The sequence below is a fragment of the Erythrobacter litoralis genome, from assembly GCF_001719165.1.
Classification (GTDB): domain Bacteria; phylum Pseudomonadota; class Alphaproteobacteria; order Sphingomonadales; family Sphingomonadaceae; genus Erythrobacter; species Erythrobacter litoralis.
Window position 1 is genome coordinate 1,585,621 of the sequence record NZ_CP017057.1, and the last position, 16,244, is coordinate 1,601,864.

14 protein-coding genes are annotated in these 16,244 nt (G+C 63.6%); 7 read left to right on the top strand and 7 right to left on the bottom strand.

Annotation, left to right across the window (positions count from 1 at the left end; all coding sequences use genetic code 11):
- Window positions 1-279 (bottom strand): FAD assembly factor SdhE, encoded by a 279-nt coding sequence (locus Ga0102493_RS07515; protein ID WP_034901585.1) that lies wholly within the window; start codon window positions 277-279, stop codon window positions 1-3.
- A gap of 55 nt (window positions 280-334) precedes the next feature.
- On the opposite strand from Ga0102493_RS07515, the gene recG reads away from it, so the two are divergent.
- Window positions 335-2,395: an ATP-dependent DNA helicase RecG gene (gene recG / locus Ga0102493_RS07520; RefSeq protein WP_034901583.1), complete on the top strand. Its 2,061-nt coding sequence runs from the start codon at window positions 335-337 to the stop codon at window positions 2,393-2,395.
- An 8-nt stretch (window positions 2,396-2,403) separates the two neighbouring features.
- Here recG and Ga0102493_RS07525 read toward each other — a convergent pair whose 3' ends face one another.
- Window positions 2,404-2,931 carry a low molecular weight protein-tyrosine-phosphatase gene (locus Ga0102493_RS07525; protein ID WP_269465924.1) on the bottom strand — a complete coding sequence of 176 codons (528 nt, stop codon included), beginning with the start codon at window positions 2,929-2,931 and terminating at the stop codon, window positions 2,404-2,406.
- A 56-nt stretch (window positions 2,932-2,987) separates the two neighbouring features.
- Here Ga0102493_RS07525 and Ga0102493_RS07530 point away from each other — a divergent pair, with 56 nt between their 5' ends.
- Entirely contained in the window at window positions 2,988-4,763 is a 1,776-nt protein-coding gene (locus Ga0102493_RS07530; protein ID WP_034901580.1) for a DUF885 domain-containing protein, read from the top strand.
- Here the strand turns inward: Ga0102493_RS07530 and Ga0102493_RS07535 are convergent, their stop codons facing one another.
- Entirely contained in the window at window positions 4,764-6,137 is a 1,374-nt protein-coding gene (locus tag Ga0102493_RS07535; RefSeq protein WP_034901929.1) for an ABC1 kinase family protein, read from the bottom strand.
- A 111-nt stretch (window positions 6,138-6,248) separates the two neighbouring features.
- Window positions 6,249-7,022: an SDR family NAD(P)-dependent oxidoreductase gene (locus tag Ga0102493_RS07540; protein WP_034901578.1), complete on the bottom strand. Its 774-nt coding sequence runs from the start codon at window positions 7,020-7,022 to the stop codon at window positions 6,249-6,251.
- A gap of 77 nt (window positions 7,023-7,099) precedes the next feature.
- Between Ga0102493_RS07540 and Ga0102493_RS07545 the strand changes: the two genes are divergently transcribed.
- Both Ga0102493_RS07545 and Ga0102493_RS07550 read left to right on the top strand, forming a co-directional pair.
- Window positions 7,100-7,594 (top strand): DUF3429 domain-containing protein, encoded by a 495-nt coding sequence (locus Ga0102493_RS07545; RefSeq protein WP_034901576.1) that lies wholly within the window; start codon window positions 7,100-7,102, stop codon window positions 7,592-7,594.
- Window positions 7,595-7,653: 59 nt separating this feature from the next.
- Window positions 7,654-10,002 carry a hypothetical protein gene (locus Ga0102493_RS07550; RefSeq protein ID WP_051697659.1) on the top strand — a complete coding sequence of 783 codons (2,349 nt, stop codon included), beginning with the start codon at window positions 7,654-7,656 and terminating at the stop codon, window positions 10,000-10,002.
- Here the strand turns inward: Ga0102493_RS07550 and Ga0102493_RS07555 are convergent.
- From Ga0102493_RS07555 to Ga0102493_RS07565, 3 genes are all read right to left on the bottom strand, one after another.
- Window positions 9,999-11,204, bottom strand: a complete 1,206-nt coding sequence (locus Ga0102493_RS07555) for an MFS transporter (RefSeq protein WP_236922327.1) — start codon at window positions 11,202-11,204, stop codon at window positions 9,999-10,001. The genes Ga0102493_RS07550 and Ga0102493_RS07555 overlap by 4 nt on opposite strands.
- Window positions 11,201-12,115, bottom strand: a complete 915-nt coding sequence (locus tag Ga0102493_RS07560; protein WP_034901574.1) for a haloalkane dehalogenase — start codon at window positions 12,113-12,115, stop codon at window positions 11,201-11,203. Before Ga0102493_RS07560 ends, Ga0102493_RS07555 begins: the two co-directional genes overlap by 4 nt.
- 78 nt (window positions 12,116-12,193) lie before the next feature.
- A complete protein-coding gene (locus tag Ga0102493_RS07565; protein ID WP_335661083.1) occupies window positions 12,194-13,024 on the bottom strand; it encodes a mechanosensitive ion channel family protein in 831 nt (276 codons plus the stop codon).
- Between the two features lie 218 nt (window positions 13,025-13,242).
- Between Ga0102493_RS07565 and Ga0102493_RS07570 the strand changes: the two genes are divergently transcribed.
- The 3 genes from Ga0102493_RS07570 to Ga0102493_RS07580 all read left to right on the top strand — a co-directional run bounded on the left by Ga0102493_RS07570 (window position 13,243) and on the right by Ga0102493_RS07580 (window position 16,221).
- Window positions 13,243-13,527: an FtsB family cell division protein gene (locus Ga0102493_RS07570; protein ID WP_330659362.1), complete on the top strand. Its 285-nt coding sequence runs from the start codon at window positions 13,243-13,245 to the stop codon at window positions 13,525-13,527.
- Between the two features lie 159 nt (window positions 13,528-13,686).
- Window positions 13,687-14,826, top strand: coding sequence for a pyruvate dehydrogenase (acetyl-transferring) E1 component subunit alpha (pdhA, locus tag Ga0102493_RS07575; RefSeq protein ID WP_034901568.1), 1,140 nt, complete (start codon window positions 13,687-13,689; stop codon window positions 14,824-14,826).
- Between the two features lie 3 nt (window positions 14,827-14,829).
- Window positions 14,830-16,221 carry a pyruvate dehydrogenase complex E1 component subunit beta gene (locus Ga0102493_RS07580; RefSeq protein ID WP_034901566.1) on the top strand — a complete coding sequence of 464 codons (1,392 nt, stop codon included), beginning with the start codon at window positions 14,830-14,832 and terminating at the stop codon, window positions 16,219-16,221.
- Window positions 16,222-16,244 lie beyond the last annotated feature (23 nt).

Here is a 16,244-nt window from a genome sequence, read left to right on the forward strand (position 1 = left end):
CTAGCGCGGGATTTCGACGTAGTCGAGCTTCTGCATCTTCTCGATCAGTTCGCCCCGGAATCGTTCGGGAACGGCCTGCGTGCCCAGACCCCAGGCCATGATGTCGACATCGTCCTCGGCCAGCAGGTCTTCGAACCAGTCCATTTCCTGTTCGCCCCATGCTGGATGGTAGCGATCGAAAAAACCGCCGATCATGTAGTCGGCTTCGCGCGTCCCACGATGCCAGGCGCGAAACTTCGCGCGGGCGAGACGCTGCTCGAATGTGGGCATATCCTTCATGCGGCAGGAGGTAAGACACTCGCCCACGCCGTGCAAGAAGCTATAACCGTCGGCGATGCGCCCCGATATCCTCAACCCGCTGTTCGCCGAAACCCAGTCGCTGGAGGGGGTCGGCCCCAAGCTAATGAAGCCACTGGGCAAGCTCGGCCTCGAACGGGTGAAGGACATTGCCTATCATCTGCCGGACCGCTTCGTGACGCGGCGGCCGATCGCCGATCTTGATGAGGGCGCAGAAGGCGAGCAGGTGATCGTCGCGCTCACTCCAACCGAGCATCGCGCCTCGCGTTCGGCGCGCGGGCCCTTCCGGGTGCTGGCGCAGGATGGCGCGGGAAATATCTGCGCGATCACCTATTTCGGCCGTGCATCCTACACCGCGAAAAAGCTGCTTCCGGTAGGCGAGAGGCGCTGGGTCGCAGGCCGCCTCGATCGCTATGGCGACATGCTGCAGATCGTCCATCCCGACCATGTCGAAAGCGAGAGCGCGGCTAATCTCGGACGGCTGAACGAACCGGTCTATCGCCTGTCCGAGGGCCTCACTCAGCCGCGCGTCGCAGGCCTGGTCGAACAGGCGCTCGAAAGACTTCCCGAATTACCCGAATGGATCGAACCGGGGCAGCTCGAACGCGCCGGATGGCCGAACTGGCGCGATGCGCTTCGCCTTTCACACAGGAACGAGAACGCGCGTGCTCGTGACCGGCTAGCCTATGACGAACTGCTCGCGAACAGTCTTGCGCTGCTGCTGGTCAAGGCGGACAGCCGCCGTCGCAAGGGGCAGGCGCTGGTGGGGGATGGGCGCCTCAGGGTCCAGCTGGCCCTTCCTTTCGAGATGACGGGCGCGCAGAAGCGATCGATCGCCGAGATCGAGGGCGACATGGCGCAGGAAGCGCCGATGCTGCGCCTGCTCCAGGGCGATGTTGGCGCGGGCAAGACTGTGGTCGCGCTCGCCGCGATGCTGATCGCGGTCGAAGCGGGCCAGCAGGCCGCGCTTCTCGCGCCGACCGAAATTCTCGCCCGCCAGCATTACGAAACGCTGCGGACCATGGCCGCGCCGACCGGCGCGGAGGTCGCGCTGCTGACGGGCCGGGCCAAGGGGCGCGAACGCGAGGGGCTGCTGATGGGCCTGCTCGACGGTTCGATCGACATCATCGTCGGCACGCATTCGCTGTTTCAGGATTCGGTCGCCTACAAGGACTTGGGCCTTGTCGTGATCGACGAGCAGCATCGTTTCGGTGTTGCCCAGCGGCTTGCGCTCGCGGCCAAGGGAAAACGCAGCCCCCACACGCTCGCCATGACAGCGACACCGATCCCGCGTTCGCTAACTCTGGCCCAATATGGCGAGATGGATGTGAGCCGCCTAGACGAGCTGCCGCCCGGCCGGCAGGCGATCGACACGCGCGTCGTGGCCCAGGACCGGATGGACGATGTCGTTGCAGGGGTCGCGCGGCATCTTGCGAGCGGCCAGCAGGCCTACTGGGTCTGTCCCATGGTCCGCGACAATGAGAGCGACGACATCGCTGCGGCCGAGGCGCGCTTTGCTGCGCTCAGGGAACGGTTCGGCGACGCGGTCGTGATGGTCCATGGTCAGCTCGCACCCGAGGTCAAGGACGCCAACATGGAGCGCTTTGCGAGCGGCGAGGCGATGCTGCTTGTCGCAACGACCGTGATCGAAGTAGGGGTCGATGTGCCGGCCGCGACCCTGATGGTTATCGAGCAGGCCGAACGCTTTGGCCTAGCGCAGTTGCACCAGCTGCGCGGCCGGGTCGGGCGCGGCTCGGAGAAGTCTGTCTGCCTGCTGGTGCGGGGCGCCGAATTGTCCGAGACCGGGCGCAAGCGGCTTGCCTTGATGCGCGAGACGCAGGACGGATTTCGTATCGCCGAGGAAGACCTCGAACTGAGAGGTGGGGGCGAACTGCTTGGCACGCGGCAATCGGGCGAGGCGGCTTTCAGCATCGCCGATCTCGATCAGGTGCAACGCCTTTTGCCGGCTGCACACGCCGATGCGCGGATTCTGATCGACCGCGACGGCGGTCTCACCAGCGCGCGCGGAGAGGCCGCGCGCATCCTGCTTTATTTGTTCGAACGCGATTGGGGCGTGCAGCTCCTGCGCGGCGGGTGAGGGTGGTCTTACCTCCCGCTCACGATAAAGCGCGCTGCTCTACCTTCCGCGAGGAAGCGTTCGACCAGAACTTTGACAGCGCTGTCGATCTCGCTCCAGACCCGTCGAAAATCCTCTTCATCGCCGTAATAGGGATCGTCGATCGCGCGTCCCTCCAGTCCCTCGACTGCGTCGTTGAGCAGCGAGACCTGCGCGGTTCCGTCACGCGGGGCATGAGCCTTGATCCCCTGGAGGTTTGCCTTATCGAGAGCGAATATGTGGGTGGAGGTATAGAAATCGTCGCGGTGGATCTGTCTTCCGATCAGGCTGCCGATATCGACACCGTGCTCGTTCGCGATGCGGATCGCGCGGGGATCCGGCGCTTCGCCGATGTGGTAGGAAGCCGTGCCAACCGAATCCACTCGTGCCGCCAGGCCCGCTTTTGCGGCGGCATGACGGAACGCACCTTCGGCCATCGGCGAGCGGCAAATATTGCCGAGGCAGACGAACAGGACCGCCGGAAATGAATCTGTCCCTTCTCCCATGTCGAAGCCCAATAGGTTGCAAATCCAGGCTGCGCAATATTCTTGTAAGTAAAACCGGAGTTTACTCGATGCGGAAAATCCTCCTCGCGGCAGCACTTGGTGCTGTTCATGTTATCGCAGTCACGCCGGCATGGGCCGGATCCGTCGAGGATTACGAGGAACTGCGCGAGGAGGTCTGGGAAGCCGCGCTCGATGCCTCCCCGCTGCTGGCAACGAGTGTGGGCGATGATCGCGGGGAGGGCGAGCTCTCCGATCTGAGCCTTGCCGAATACGAGCGACAGGTTGCCGAGACCGCTGCTTTTCTCGCCCGTTTGCGCGCGATCGACGAAGCGAACCTGCCGATGGATCTCAGGATCGATTACGAGGTCCTCGAGGCGAGCCTTGCCGACCTTGTCGCGGCTGCGGCGCACGATCACGATCGCTACGTCCTCTTCACCACTTTCAGTGGCTGGACATCGGGTTTCGCTTCGCTGCCCGATCGTTCTCCCTTCTTCGACGGGGCCGATTATGAAAGCTATGTCAGCCGCCTTGCCGCCTTTGCCGAGCAGAACGAGCAAGGCATTGCCCGCAGCCGCGAGGCGATTGCGCGGGGTCTGACGCAGCCCTGCGAGCCGCTCGAGGGATACGGTGATCGGGTCGCTAGCCTCGTGGTCGAGGATTACCGCGAGACACCGTTCTGGCGGCCCTTCGCAAGCGAGCGTCCGGCCTTTGTGGGCGAGGGCGAATGGAACAGGCTGAAGGCTTCGGCGCGCAATGCGATCGAGGGATCGGTCCTCCCCGCCTATTCCGATTTCCTCGAATTCTACACTGACGAATATGCACCCAATTGCCGCACCGGCACGCCGGGTGTCCTCGCCACGCCGGGGGGCGAGGCCTACTACGCCTATCGCGTCAAAAGCTTCACCACCACGGACATGACGCCCGATGAAGTGCACGAGCTCGGTCTTTCCGAAGTGGCGCGCATCCGCGCGGAAATGGAAACGGTCTCCGCCAAGGCCGGGTTTGCGAGCCGTGAGGCCTTCATCGAGCACCTGCGTACAGATGCGAAGTATTACATCACCGACGCCAACGAATATGTCGAATACGTCGCCGCGCTTGCCAAACATATCGACGGGTTTCTCCCCAAACTCTTCGGGCGACTGCCCCGCCAACCCTATACGGTGAAGCCGATCCCGGCCGCACAGGCGCCGGGTAATACAACGGCCTATTACGAGCCTGGCTCGCTGGAGACCGGTCAGGCGGGCATCTATCGTATCAACACGACCGAGCTGGACCAGCGGCCCCTGTGGGAATTGCCGGCGCTGGGCGTCCACGAGGCGGTGCCGGGCCATCACCTCCAGATCGCGCTCCAGCAGGAGCTGGAAATCCATCCGCTCCGCGCGAATGGGACCTTCTTCACCGCCTTCGTCGAGGGCTGGGGGCTTTATTCGGAGCGGCTCGGGATCGAGATGGGTCTCTATGACACGCCATCCAAGGAGATGGGCCGCCTCTCTTACGAAATGTGGCGCGCGACCCGGCTCGTCGTCGATACCGGACTTCACGCCAAGGGCTGGTCGAAGCAGGAGGCCGTGGATTTCATGCTCGACAATACCGCGCTCACAGCCGCGAATGTCGATGCCGAGGTCAATCGCTACATGACCTGGCCGGGGCAGGCGCTGGCCTACAAGGTTGGAGAATTGAAGATCCGCGAACTGCGTGTGCGTGCGGAACAGGCGCTGGGCGCGAATTTCTCCCTTCGCGATTTCCACGATACCGTGCTCGAGAACGGCGCGATCCCGCTTTCGGTGCTCGAAGCGCATGTCGACCGCTGGATCGCGGCCGAGCTTGCCGAAAAGAAGGGCTGATCAGGCCGCACGCGCAGGTAGGGGGTCGGTCGAGCCGAGCACCTCTTCGGAAATGCGGCGGATGTTCACCTGCGCCTTCAATCGCGCTCCAAGCAGCGCCGTGCCTGAAACCTTGCGCTGGACGAACAGCGTCTCGATCGGCGGGAAGGCCCAGGTGTCCTTGTCCTGCGCGATCGCATAGCCTTCGTCGCGCAGCAGCGGCACGAAGGCGCGGTCGCCGAAATCGAACGGCTTGTCCTCGCGCATTTCATTGATGACGATGTCGATCATTCGGTTGACGCGTTCGGGGTGTTTCTCGGCCACGATCGGCATCATGAAGCCGCTTTTGATGGTCGCCTTAAGAACCTCTTCGCGATTTCCCTCGAGCCCGGCCTCGAGCATGCGGCGGTAGCCGTTCGAGACGTCGGGATCGACCTCGCGGCAGGCCCCGAAATCGAGCAGGACGATTTCTCCCGTTTCGCGGCGATAGCGGTAATTGGCGAAATTGGGGTCGGTCTGCATAACGCCGAATTCGAACAATTCGCGAGCGACCAGGCGCATCAGGCGGGCCATGACGGCATCGCGCTGTTCGGGCGTTTCCTCGCCGAGCGCCTCGATGCTGGACCCTTCCTCGAAGCTCATGGCGAGAATGTGCTCTCGCGTCAGACCCTCGTGGAGGAGCGGGACGACGAAGCCCGGCTCCCCTTCAAGGCGCTTGCGATAGAGCTCCATCTGCTCGCCTTCGCGATGATAGTCGGCTTCCTCGTGAAGCTGCTTCTTCGCGGCGGCCAGGAGCTTGTCGATTTCCAGTTCGGGCGGGGCGAATCCGGCGACGCGCAGCAGGGTCATGACATTGTCGACATCGCTGTCGATGCTTTTTGCCACGCCCGGATATTGCACCTTGATCGCGAGTTCCTCTCCATCGCGCGTCATCGCCTTGTGGACCTGACCGATGCTGGCGGCGGCTATCGGGCGGGGGTTGAACCACTTGAACTGGCGGCGCCAGTCATTGCCCCATTGCTCCTTCAGCACCTTGTCCAATTGGCGGGTGGGCATGAAGCTCGCCTGGTCGCGCAGCGTGGCGAGGATCTGGGAAAGCTCTGCGGGCAGGAAATCGCCCGCGTCCATGCTGATCATCTGGCCCATCTTCATCGCCGCGCCGCGAAGGTGGGATAGGCGGTCGGCAAGTCTGCGCGCATTGCCGGGGGTGAGGATCAGGTCGCGCGCCGAAATGCTCTCGCCGCTTGATATGCGGCGAGCGCCCTCGGCCATCATTCCGCCCGCAACGCCGCCAACAAGCTGGCTGAAGCTTGCAACCCGCGAGAACCTGCCAGACGGCACGGCGCGATGCCGACCGCGTTCCTCACGGGTCCAATTGGCTTCGGATTCGGCGATATTGCGATCGTCTTCGTCGGGGGAATCTGGCACGTGGCGGACCCTGTCGGTTCAATCTTCTGCTTCCCAACAGATGGGCCCCCAGGCGGTTCCACGCAAGGCGCGCGCCGGTCAGCTGATGCACAGCCCCCCGTCGACGGGCAGGGATTGCCCGGTGATATAGTCCGAATGGGACGACGCGAAGAACACCGCCAGCCCTTCGAGCCCTTCGTGATCCCCCGGTCGGCGCAGCGGTATGCGCTTTGCCATCCATTCTGCGAATTTGGGGTTGGCCGCGGCCGTGATGTCGGTCTCGTAGAAACCGAAAAGTAGCGCGTTCGCCGTGATCTGGTAGCGCGCCAGTTCGAACGCCGCCCCTCGGGTAAGGCCGTTGAGCGCGGCCTTTGAAGCGGCATAGTCGGAAGACTTGTTCACCCCCATGATCGACTGACCCGACGAAGTGGCGATCAGCTTTCCGCCCGGATCGCCGCTCTTCGCGCGCTCGATCATGTGGCGGGTGACATGCTTGTAGGTGAGGGCAGGCCCGCGTGCATTGACTGTCATGACCCGGTCCCAGCCTTGCGATTCCATGTCCGGGATCGCCGTGCCCGAACCTGAAATTCCCGCATTAGCAAAACAGGCATCGACCCGCCCGAAAGCCTCGAGCGTGCGACCCATCGCCTCCTCGATCTGCGCTTCCTCAGCAACGTCGCAGGGCAGGGCGATAGCGTCGCCCGCATCGAGCGCGTGCAATTCGAGCAGTGCGTTCGCGTTCTTCTCTTCGCTCCGCGCCCAGATAGCGACATGCGCGCCCGCCTTGACGAGACCGCGCGCCATGCCGAGGCCGAGGCCGCCATTGCCGCCAGTGACGACCGCGACGCGGCCGGAAAGATCGAACAGGTTCATGAATACCCGACTGCCGCAATCACGCTTGTGGGGCAAGCGGGTGGAACCGCTCGGGCCATTATGTATTTTGGCAGGTCATGCACGGACACAAAACGCTCACTCCCGCTGCCCGCTGGCTTGGCTATGCGGGCCTTCTTCCCCAGATCATCTGTCTTGGGCTGGCGCTCGCCGAACCCGGCATGGGGCAGGGTGCGGGGACAGGATCGGGATGGGGCTATGTCGCGCTCGCGGCGGGCTTTGCCTATGCGACCGCGATCTTCAGCTTTCTGGGCGGGGTGTGGTGGGGACAGGCCATCGCGCATTCCTTCGACCGCCCCGTCGGGGCCGGCGCCTATATCATCGCCGTCATGCCCAGCCTGCTGGCGGTCGCCCTGTTCCTTCCCTGGACTTTCGGTTGGGACTGGCCCGGCCCGGCGCTGCTGTTTCTTGGAGCGCTTATCGCGCTTTCTCCCTTGGTTGACCGCGCACTCGGCTTTGCCTCGCGTGATTTCCTCAGCCTGCGCATCCAGCTTTCCGCAGGGCTTGGCCTGCTCACGATGGCGCTCGGCGTCGTGGCCGAACGACTGGTGTGAATTCCGTCCCTCGGGAGCGATTGTCGCCGCGTTCAGGCTCGGCTACCGCCCTCTAAGACATGTCCACATCGACCGAAAATACCGCTCACCTGACGGAACGCACGGCGCTGCTCGAAGCGCTCGACGAACGGCTGCGCTGGCTGTCCGCATGGACCGTGCACAACGCCAACAACATTCGCGAAAAGCGCGACGGTCTGAAAGTCGGCGGGCACCAGGCATCCTGCTCTTCGATGACGGCGATCATGGCCGCGCTCTATTTCCATGCGCTGCGTCCGCAGGACAAGGTGGCGGTCAAGCCTCACGCCTCGCCCGTCCTGCACGCGATCCATTACCTGCTGGGCGAACAGACCCGCGAAAAGCTCGAAAGCTTCCGCGGACTGGGCGGCGCGCAGTCCTATCCTTCTCGGACCAAGGACACGATCCCCGTGGATTTCTCGACTGGTTCGGTCGGGCTCGGCGTGGCGATCACGGCCTTTTCCAGCCTCGTGCAGGATTACCTCATCGCCCACGGCCAGATGCGCGACGAGGATGCCGGGCGCATGATCGCGCTGATGGGCGATGCCGAACTCGATGAAGGCAATATCTACGAATGCCTGATCGAGGGTTACAAGCATGACCTGAGGAATTGCTGGTGGATCGTCGACTACAACCGCCAGAGCCTCGATGCGACGACTGCGGACCGGATGTTCCGCCGTTTCGACGACATTTTCGAGACCTGCGGGTGGCGGGTCATCACGCTAAAGCACGGCAAGCTGCTGCGCGAGGCGTTCGCAAGGCCTGGCGGCAGGGCGCTCGAGGAATGGATCGAGAACTGCCCCAATGCCGATTTCGCCGCGCTCACCTATCTTGGCGGAGAGGCCTGGCGCGAGCGACTGATGAAGGACATCGGCAGGAAGCGCGGAGTGGCCGCTCTTCTCGCTTCCTATGACGACCCTGCGCTCGCCCGGCTGATGACCAATCTCGGGGGGCATTGCATCGACACGCTGATCGAGGCCTTCGATCGCATGGACGACGAACGCCCGACCTTGCTCATCGCCTACACGGTCAAGGGCTACGGCCTGCCGCTGGCCGGCCACAAGGACAACCATTCGGGCATGATGAGCACCGCGCAGATAGAGGGCCTGCGCGCCGATCTCGGCATTGGCGAGGGCCAGGAATGGGATAAGTGGGCGGGATTGGGCGAAAATCTCGCGGGCGCGCTCGAGGCCTTCATTGCGGACAGTCCCATCGCCGGCAAACGCCGCGAGCACCGTGCACCCGCGATCAAGCTGCCCGAACACCTGCCCGTGCCGAAGGGCGAGAGCCTGTCGACGCAGGCGGCATTCGGCAAGATCCTCCATGATCTGGCGAAGACCGACAGCGAGCTTGCCGACCGGATCGTAACCACCGCGCCCGATGTGACCCAGACAACCAATCTCGGCGCTTTCGTCAACCAGCGCGGCCTGTTCCGGAGGCAGGAACTGGCCGATGTGTTCCAGCGCTCGAAGATCCCCTCGGCTCAGAAGTGGTCTGCTCACGGCGCTGGCCAGCACATCGAACTCGGCATTGCGGAGAACAATTTCTTCCTCCTGCTCGCCTCGCTTGGCCTGTCGGCGCAGCATTTCGGGACGCGGCTTATGCCAGTGGGGACGGTCTATGACCCGTTCATCGCGCGCGGTCTCGATGCGCTGAATTACGGCTGTTACCAGGATGCGCGGTTCCTGCTTGTGGGAACGCCTTCGGGCATCACGCTCGCTGGTGAAGGCGGTGCGCACCAGTCGATCAACACCCCGTTGATCGGGATGGGACAGCCCAATCTCGATTCTTTCGAGCCCGCCTTCGCCGATGAGGTGGTGCTGATGATGCGCCATGCCTTCGAGCGACTGCAGGCCGAGGACGGCGCGTCGGTCTATCTTCGGCTCACCACGCGATCGATCGCTCAGGAAGAACGTCAAGATGCGCTTTGGGAAGAGGGCGCGCTCAAGGGTGCCTACTGGCTTCGCAAGCCCGCAGCAGGCGCCGACGCGGCTATCGTCTATTGCGGGGCGGTGGCGCCCGAAGCGCTCGAAGCCTGGGAAACCCTGCGCGATGACCTGCCGGGAATTGGCTTGCTGGGAGTCACCTCGCCCGACCTGCTCCACCGCGACTGGAGCGCCGCTCGCGCCGCTCGCTGGAATGGCGGTAAACGGTCGGTCAGCCATGTCGAGCGCCTGCTCGGCCAGCTCGCCCCGGGTGCGGGACTAGTGACCGTGCTCGATGGCTCGCCTGCGGCGTTGTCCTGGCTGGGCGCAGTGCGCGGCCAGCGGGTCAGCCCGTTGGGCGTCGACCGTTTCGGCCAGACCGGCGACCTCATCGATCTGCAGCGCACCTACAGGCTGGATGCCGAAGCGATCATCGATGCCGTGGCGGAGCTTTTCCTGCCGGATTAACCGCGCCGCCTGGCATGGAATGAAAGTGCCGACAGGGTGACGACGCATAGTGAGATCACGACCAGCATCGCCGACGTGCCGGCCCAGCCTCCCCAATCGTAGACCGCCGGCCCGAGCAGGCTGCCGAGCGCGCCGCCAAGGAACATGATGACGATGTAGATGGTCGTCAGCCGTGTGCGTATCGCAGGCTCTAGAGAAAGAAAGGTCATGCGTCCGGTCACGTCGATCGTCGGACCGACCATGTTGACCACCACCAGAGGCACGACAATGCCCCAGACGCTCCAGCCGAACGGGTAGAGAAGCGCGAGGCCGACCGCGGACACGCTGGCTGCCATGACCCGGGCGCGGCGCGCGCCGATCCGGTCGGCGAGCCGGCCCAGCCGCGGAGTGGTGACGATGCTGACCGCCGCCAGCCCCGCAAGATAACCGACGACGTCCACTCCATATCCGAGTTCAGGGCTGGTGAGGTGCAGGGCGAGCGCCAGCCACACGGCGGTGAAAGTCGCGAAATTGAGACCCTGGATCAGCGCCGAGACCAGCATGTCACGGTTTTCCCTCGCTAGCGCGAAGACCGAACCGAGCAGCGCGCCGTAACTACCCGAAGGACGCTTGGCCGCCGTCCCATCGCTTTTCATGGCAAGAGGGAGCGCCAGCGTTACCGCTGCCATGACCGCGAAGGCGCACCAGTAAACAGCCCGCCACCCGAAGCGTTCGGCGACCACACCCGCGCCCACGCGCGCGACGAGGATGCCGAAGATAACGCCCACCGTCAGCAGCGCGGTAACTTGCCCGAGCCGAGCCGGCGCGACCCGTTTCGAGGCGAAGGCGGGGATCAGGTAGGGCGCGATGGTGACGAAGCCGAGCAGGGTCGAGGCCGCGGTGAACAGTGCGAAGTCCCGCGCTAGCGCCATGCCGAGCATGAAGATGCTCTGGAGCGTGACGAACAGGATGCACAGTGTGCGGTTCGAATAGCGGTCGCCCAGCGGCAGCAGCAGGAAGATGCCGAGCGCGAGCGCCAGCTGGTTGAGCGCAGGGACGATCCCGATCCGCGCCTCGCTGACCGCGAAACTCGCTGCGACCTCACCGATGATCGGATGGATGTAGTAGGCATTCGCCGTCACCACCGCGACCGTCACCGCGAGCGCGTATTCCTGCGTGCGGCTGAGGTGGTCGGTAGCGGTGTCGGCAGTCGCGGCGTTCAAGCGAGGAATCCGGCCCTTTTCGCAGTGTCGATCACACCTTGAGCGAGCTCTGCGGGGCGATCTTCCTGACAGAAATGGCCGCAGGTGGGGAGGATCTCGTGCGGCATGTCACCAGCGCCCTTGATCCGCTCCGCAAGTGTCTCGCCAAGCCCGCCTGTCACCGGGTCGTCGGCACCGAAAAGGGTGAGGAAGGGCCTCTCGAAAGCGGCCAGACCGACCCAGGCGCGCTGGTTCTGCTCGATACCGTCCATCCCGTCCTCCACCGGGACCAGCGCCGGGAACGCGCGTGCGCCCGCCTTGCTCGGTTCGTCGGGGAAGGGGGCATCGTAGGCCGCGATCTCGGCTTCACTGCGAGGGGTCACGGTGGCCCGGTCAATCAGGGCGCCGATCAGGAAATCGGGTGAGGATTTCGCGAATTCGCGCCACGCGATGAAGGTAGGCGAGGGCGTGCCGCCGGTCGGGAGGAAGGTGTTCGACGCGACCACGCAAGCGAAGCGATCCGGCTCTTCTCCCACCATTCGCAGGCCAAGCAAACCGCCCCAATCCTGACAGAACAGTGCGGCGGGCGCCGGGCAGACCGCATCGCGCCATTGCCTGAGCCAGGAAATGTGCCGGTCGTAGGTATAGAAGGCTATGTCGTCGGGCTTGTCGCTCTTGCCGAAGCCGATGAGATCGGGTGCGATCACCCGAAACCCGGCGTCGATCAGCGGCGGGATCATCTTGCGGTAAAGGAAGCTCCAACTCGGCTCGCCATGGAAGAGCAGGACGGGAGGGGCATCCTTCGGCCCTTCGTCGAGATAGTGCATCCGGGCGCGATGGCCTTCGCCAAGATCGATTTCCAGCCAGTTCTCGGCGAATGGGTAATCGGGAAGCTCGGCGAAACGCGCTGGGTCGGCGGTCAGGATTTCCATGATTCTCGTCTCCCTTGTCGGGATTCGGGTAGCACGAAAAAACCGATCGGCCAGCGCCGCGGTGCGAATATGTCGTCTTCAGGCGGCTTTGCCGGGCTCGGATCCCAAGGGCACCTGCTCCTTGAAGGTATGGGTTATGTAGGGGAAGGGGATCTCGATCCCGGCTGCATCGAGTTCGCGCTTGATCGCACGGATCACCTGGTCGCGGTTCTCGATCGTCGCCGCGCCGGTCGAAGGCGCCCACCAGCGAACGTGGAAATCAACCGAGGAGGAATTGAACTCGTGAGCGAGGATCTGGATCGGCTTGTCATCGACGACGTTATCGACGCCTTCGATTGCCTTGCGGATCGCGGCATCGGCCGCATCGAGATCGGTGTCGTAGGCCACGCCCACCATCACGTCGTAGCGGCGCACATCCTGGTCGGTCCATATCTCTACCGGGTTCATGAACAGCATCGAATTGGGCATGATCGTAAGCTCGCCGGAGAAATGCCGGATGTAGGTTTCGCGCAGCGCGATATGCTCCACCGTGCCGAGCACGCCCTCGCATTCGATCGTGTCGCCCACACGCATTTTCTTGCGCAGCATGATGAGGACGCCGGCGAGAAAATTCTCGAAGATGTCCTTGAATGCAAAACCGATCGCGACCGATCCGACGCCAAGCCCGGCAACGAGGCTTGCGGGCGAGAGATCCGGGATCATCACGATCGCGGCGGTGAGAAGCCCGCCCAGCCATACGCCAAGCCGGACCAGGCGGTCGATCAGGCTTCGCAGGCTGGGCCGCAATTCCGCCTTGCCGACGAGAGCACCCGCAATCCTTCCGGCGCCTTTCGAGACGATCCATGTAAGAACGATCACGACCAGCCCGATCGCGACGGATGGAAGGCTCGCGATAAGCCCTGCGGTCATTTCACTCGTCTGGTTTTGAAGTATGTCGATAATCTGCATGGGATCCCCTGATGTTCCTGCCTCTCACAATCGGTTCGGAGCAACATATGTTCCTCGCCGCACGCATGCTTCGGGTCGAATGCAATTCGGCGGGTCGATGCGACTTTCGCTTGCGGGGCGCTGCCAAGTGTGATTCTGTGGCTCAGGAAGGTGTTTCGAGAGGCATCATGCGAGCTGTGGTGAAAGAGCAGGCAAAGCAGGGCGTGGCGCTTGCGCTGCTGCTCGTGCTGGGCGGTTTCGCCATTGCCGGCCCGACGGGACTGCTCGCCTGGTCGGAAAACCTCTCTGCGCTCGAGGTTCGAGAGACGCGCATCGCACAGCTCGAGGCGCGTCGTGATGCGCTTGCGAACCGGGTCTACCTGCTCGATCCCGAAGCGGCCGATCCCGACCTTGCGAGCGAGCTCGTGCGGCGCAATCTCGGTGTGATGCACGCCGATGAGGTGGTCATTACCCTCGAGGATTGAGCGGACCGGCCCGCAGCCTCTGCGGTTCCATTTCCTAAAGGCCACACCCCGCTGCAACGCATTGCGCACCGCCCCTTCCCGTGCCTATAGGGCGCATCGAGAGAGACCGCGCGCCTCCACCCCTGCACGCGCGCATCACGCAAGAGAGGAATTCGCCCCTTGGCCAAGACCCCTTCGAAAAGCTCGTCCCCGAAGAAGCCCGCAGCCAAGCGTTCGGCTGCGAAGAGCACGTCGACCGCGAGGTCACGCAAGTCGCCCGCTGCCCCTTCGGACGATCCCGATTTCGAACTGCGCTCGCTCCAGCGCGAATTCGAAGATGCGAAGGTCTACGAGGCGGACGAGGATGAAATGCTCGAATTCTACCGCCAGATGCTGCTCATCAGGCGGTTCGAGGAGAAGGCGGGGCAGCTTTACGGGCTCGGTCTGATCGGCGGGTTCTGCCATCTCTACATCGGCCAGGAAGCGGTCGCGATCGGCCTGCAATCGGCGCTAGACAACGACCGCGACAGCGTCATCACCGGTTACCGCGACCATGGCCACATGCTCGCCTACGGGATCGATCCCAAGGTCATCATGGCCGAACTGACCGGGCGCCAGGCCGGGATTTCGAAGGGCAAGGGCGGGTCGATGCACATGTTCTCGACCGAGCACAAATTCTACGGCGGCCACGGCATCGTCGGGGCGCAGGTCCCGCTGGGCGGCGGGCTGGCCTTCGCGCATCAGTACAATGAGGATGGCGGCATCTGCCTCGCCTATTTCGGCGACGGCGCTGCGAACCAGGGACAGGTCTACGAGACCTTCAACATGGCCGCGCTCTGGAACCTGCCGATCGTCTTCGTGGTCGAGGACAACCAGTACGCGATGGGCACTTCGACCAAGCGTTCCTCGGCGGAAACGCGCTTTCATCGGCGCGGGACCTCGTTCCGCATTCCCGGCATGGACGTCGATGGCATGAACGTACTCGAAGTTCGCGCGGCGGCGGAAGTCGCCTTCAAGCATGTACGCGAAGGCAAGGGCCCGGTGCTGATGGAGCTCAACACCTATCGCTATCGCGGCCATTCCATGTCCGACCCGGCCAAGTATCGCACCCGCGAGGAAGTGCAGGAACAGCGCGACCACCACGACCCCATCGAACGGCTCAAGAAGGCACTGATCGAACAGGGCAGGGACGAGGCTGAATTGAAGGCAATCGACAAGGAAATCCGAGGCATTGTCGCCGAAGCGGCCGACTTTGCCGAAAATTCGCCCGAGCCCGATCCTGCCGAACTCTACACCGATGTCCTGGTGGAGGAATATTGAGCGATGGCAATCGAACTCAAGATGCCTGCCCTTTCCCCCACGATGGAGGAAGGCACTCTCGCCCGCTGGCTCAAGCAGGAGGGGGATGCGATCGAACCGGGTGACGTGATCGCGGAGATCGAGACTGACAAGGCGACGATGGAATTCGAAGCCATTGACGAGGGTACGCTGGCGAAAATACTGGTGCCGGAAGGTAGCGAGAATGTTGCCGTCGGGACCGTAATCGCCATGCTCGCAGGCGAGGACGAAGATGCGGGTGAGGTCGAGGCCCCCGATGAGCCTGCACCGCCGCAGTCCGGCGATGGCGATGATGAGGGCGAGGAAAGCGCGGAGGTTTCCGAAGGCGCTTCCGTGCCTGATGCAAAGCCCCCGCGCGAACCCGCCAGCGATCCGCAGATCCCCGAGAGCACCGGGTTCACTTCCATCGCCGTGCGCGAGGCGCTGCGCGATGCAATGGCCGAGGAAATGCGCCGCGATAAGCGCGTCTTCGTGATGGGCGAGGAGGTCGCCGAATACCAGGGCGCCTACAAGGTGACCCAGGGCCTGCTCGACGAATTCGGCCCGAAGCGCGTCATCGACACACCGATCACCGAATACGGCTTTGCCGGTATCGGCACGGGCGCGGCGATGGGCGGCCTTCGCCCGGTGGTCGAATTCATGACCTTCAACTTTGCCATGCAGGCGATCGACCACATCGTGAATTCGGCAGCCAAGACCAATTACATGAGCGGCGGCCAGATGCGCTGTCCGGTGGTTTTTCGCGGGCCCAACGGCGCAGCGAGCCGCGTCGGCGCGCAGCACAGCCAGAACTATGGCCCCTGGTATGCCAGCGTTCCTGGCCTCGTCGTCATCGCACCCTATGAAAGCGCTGATGCGAAAGGCCTGCTGAAGGCCGCGATCCGGAGCGAGGACCCGGTGGTCTTCCTAGAGAACGAACTCGTCTACGGGCGCAGTTTCGACGTGCCCGATCTCGACGACTACGTGCTTCCGATCGGCAAGGCGCGGGTGGTTCGCGAAGGGAAGGACGCGACAATCGTCTCCTATTCGATCGGTGTCGGCTTCGCCTTGGAGGCCGCGCAGGCGCTAGCCGAGGAAGGGATCGATGCCGAGGTCATCGACCTTCGCACCCTGCGTCCGCTCGACCGAGGGGCTATCCTCGACAGTCTTGCCAAGACGAACCGCCTCGTGATTGCCGAGGAGGGTTGGCCCACCTGCTCGATCGCCAGCGAAGTGATCGCGGTCTGCATGGAGGAGGGCTTCGATCATCTCGATGCACCGGTCCTGCGCGTGTGCAACGAGGACGTGCCGCTTCCCTATGCCGCCAACCTGGAGAAGCTTGCGCTGATCGATGCGCCGCGGATCGTCGAGGCGGTGAAAAAGGTTTGTTACCGTTGAAGCGGCGGCTTCGCGCCCGAGGG

Bases quoted from the DNA above. Each gene is read 5' to 3' on its own strand.
- Ga0102493_RS07565 (WP_335661083.1), bottom strand. From the start codon at position 13,024: ATGACCGCAGGGCTTATCGCGAGCCTTCCATCCGTCGCGATCGGGCTG.
- Ga0102493_RS07545 (WP_034901576.1), top strand. From the start codon at position 7,100: ATGCACGGACACAAAACGCTCACTCCCGCTGCCCGCTGGCTTGGCTAT.
- Ga0102493_RS07560 (WP_034901574.1), bottom strand. From the start codon at position 12,115: ATGGAAATCCTGACCGCCGACCCAGCGCGTTTCGCCGAGCTTCCCGAT.
- Ga0102493_RS07580 (WP_034901566.1), top strand. From the start codon at position 14,830: ATGGCAATCGAACTCAAGATGCCTGCCCTTTCCCCCACGATGGAGGAA.
- Ga0102493_RS07540 (WP_034901578.1), bottom strand. From the start codon at position 7,022: ATGAACCTGTTCGATCTTTCCGGCCGCGTCGCGGTCGTCACTGGCGGC.
- Ga0102493_RS07550 (WP_051697659.1), top strand. From the start codon at position 7,654: ATGTCCACATCGACCGAAAATACCGCTCACCTGACGGAACGCACGGCG.
- recG (WP_034901583.1), top strand. From the start codon at position 335: ATGCGCCCCGATATCCTCAACCCGCTGTTCGCCGAAACCCAGTCGCTG.
- Ga0102493_RS07530 (WP_034901580.1), top strand. From the start codon at position 2,988: ATGCGGAAAATCCTCCTCGCGGCAGCACTTGGTGCTGTTCATGTTATC.
- Ga0102493_RS07515 (WP_034901585.1), bottom strand. From the start codon at position 279: ATGAAGGATATGCCCACATTCGAGCAGCGTCTCGCCCGCGCGAAGTTT.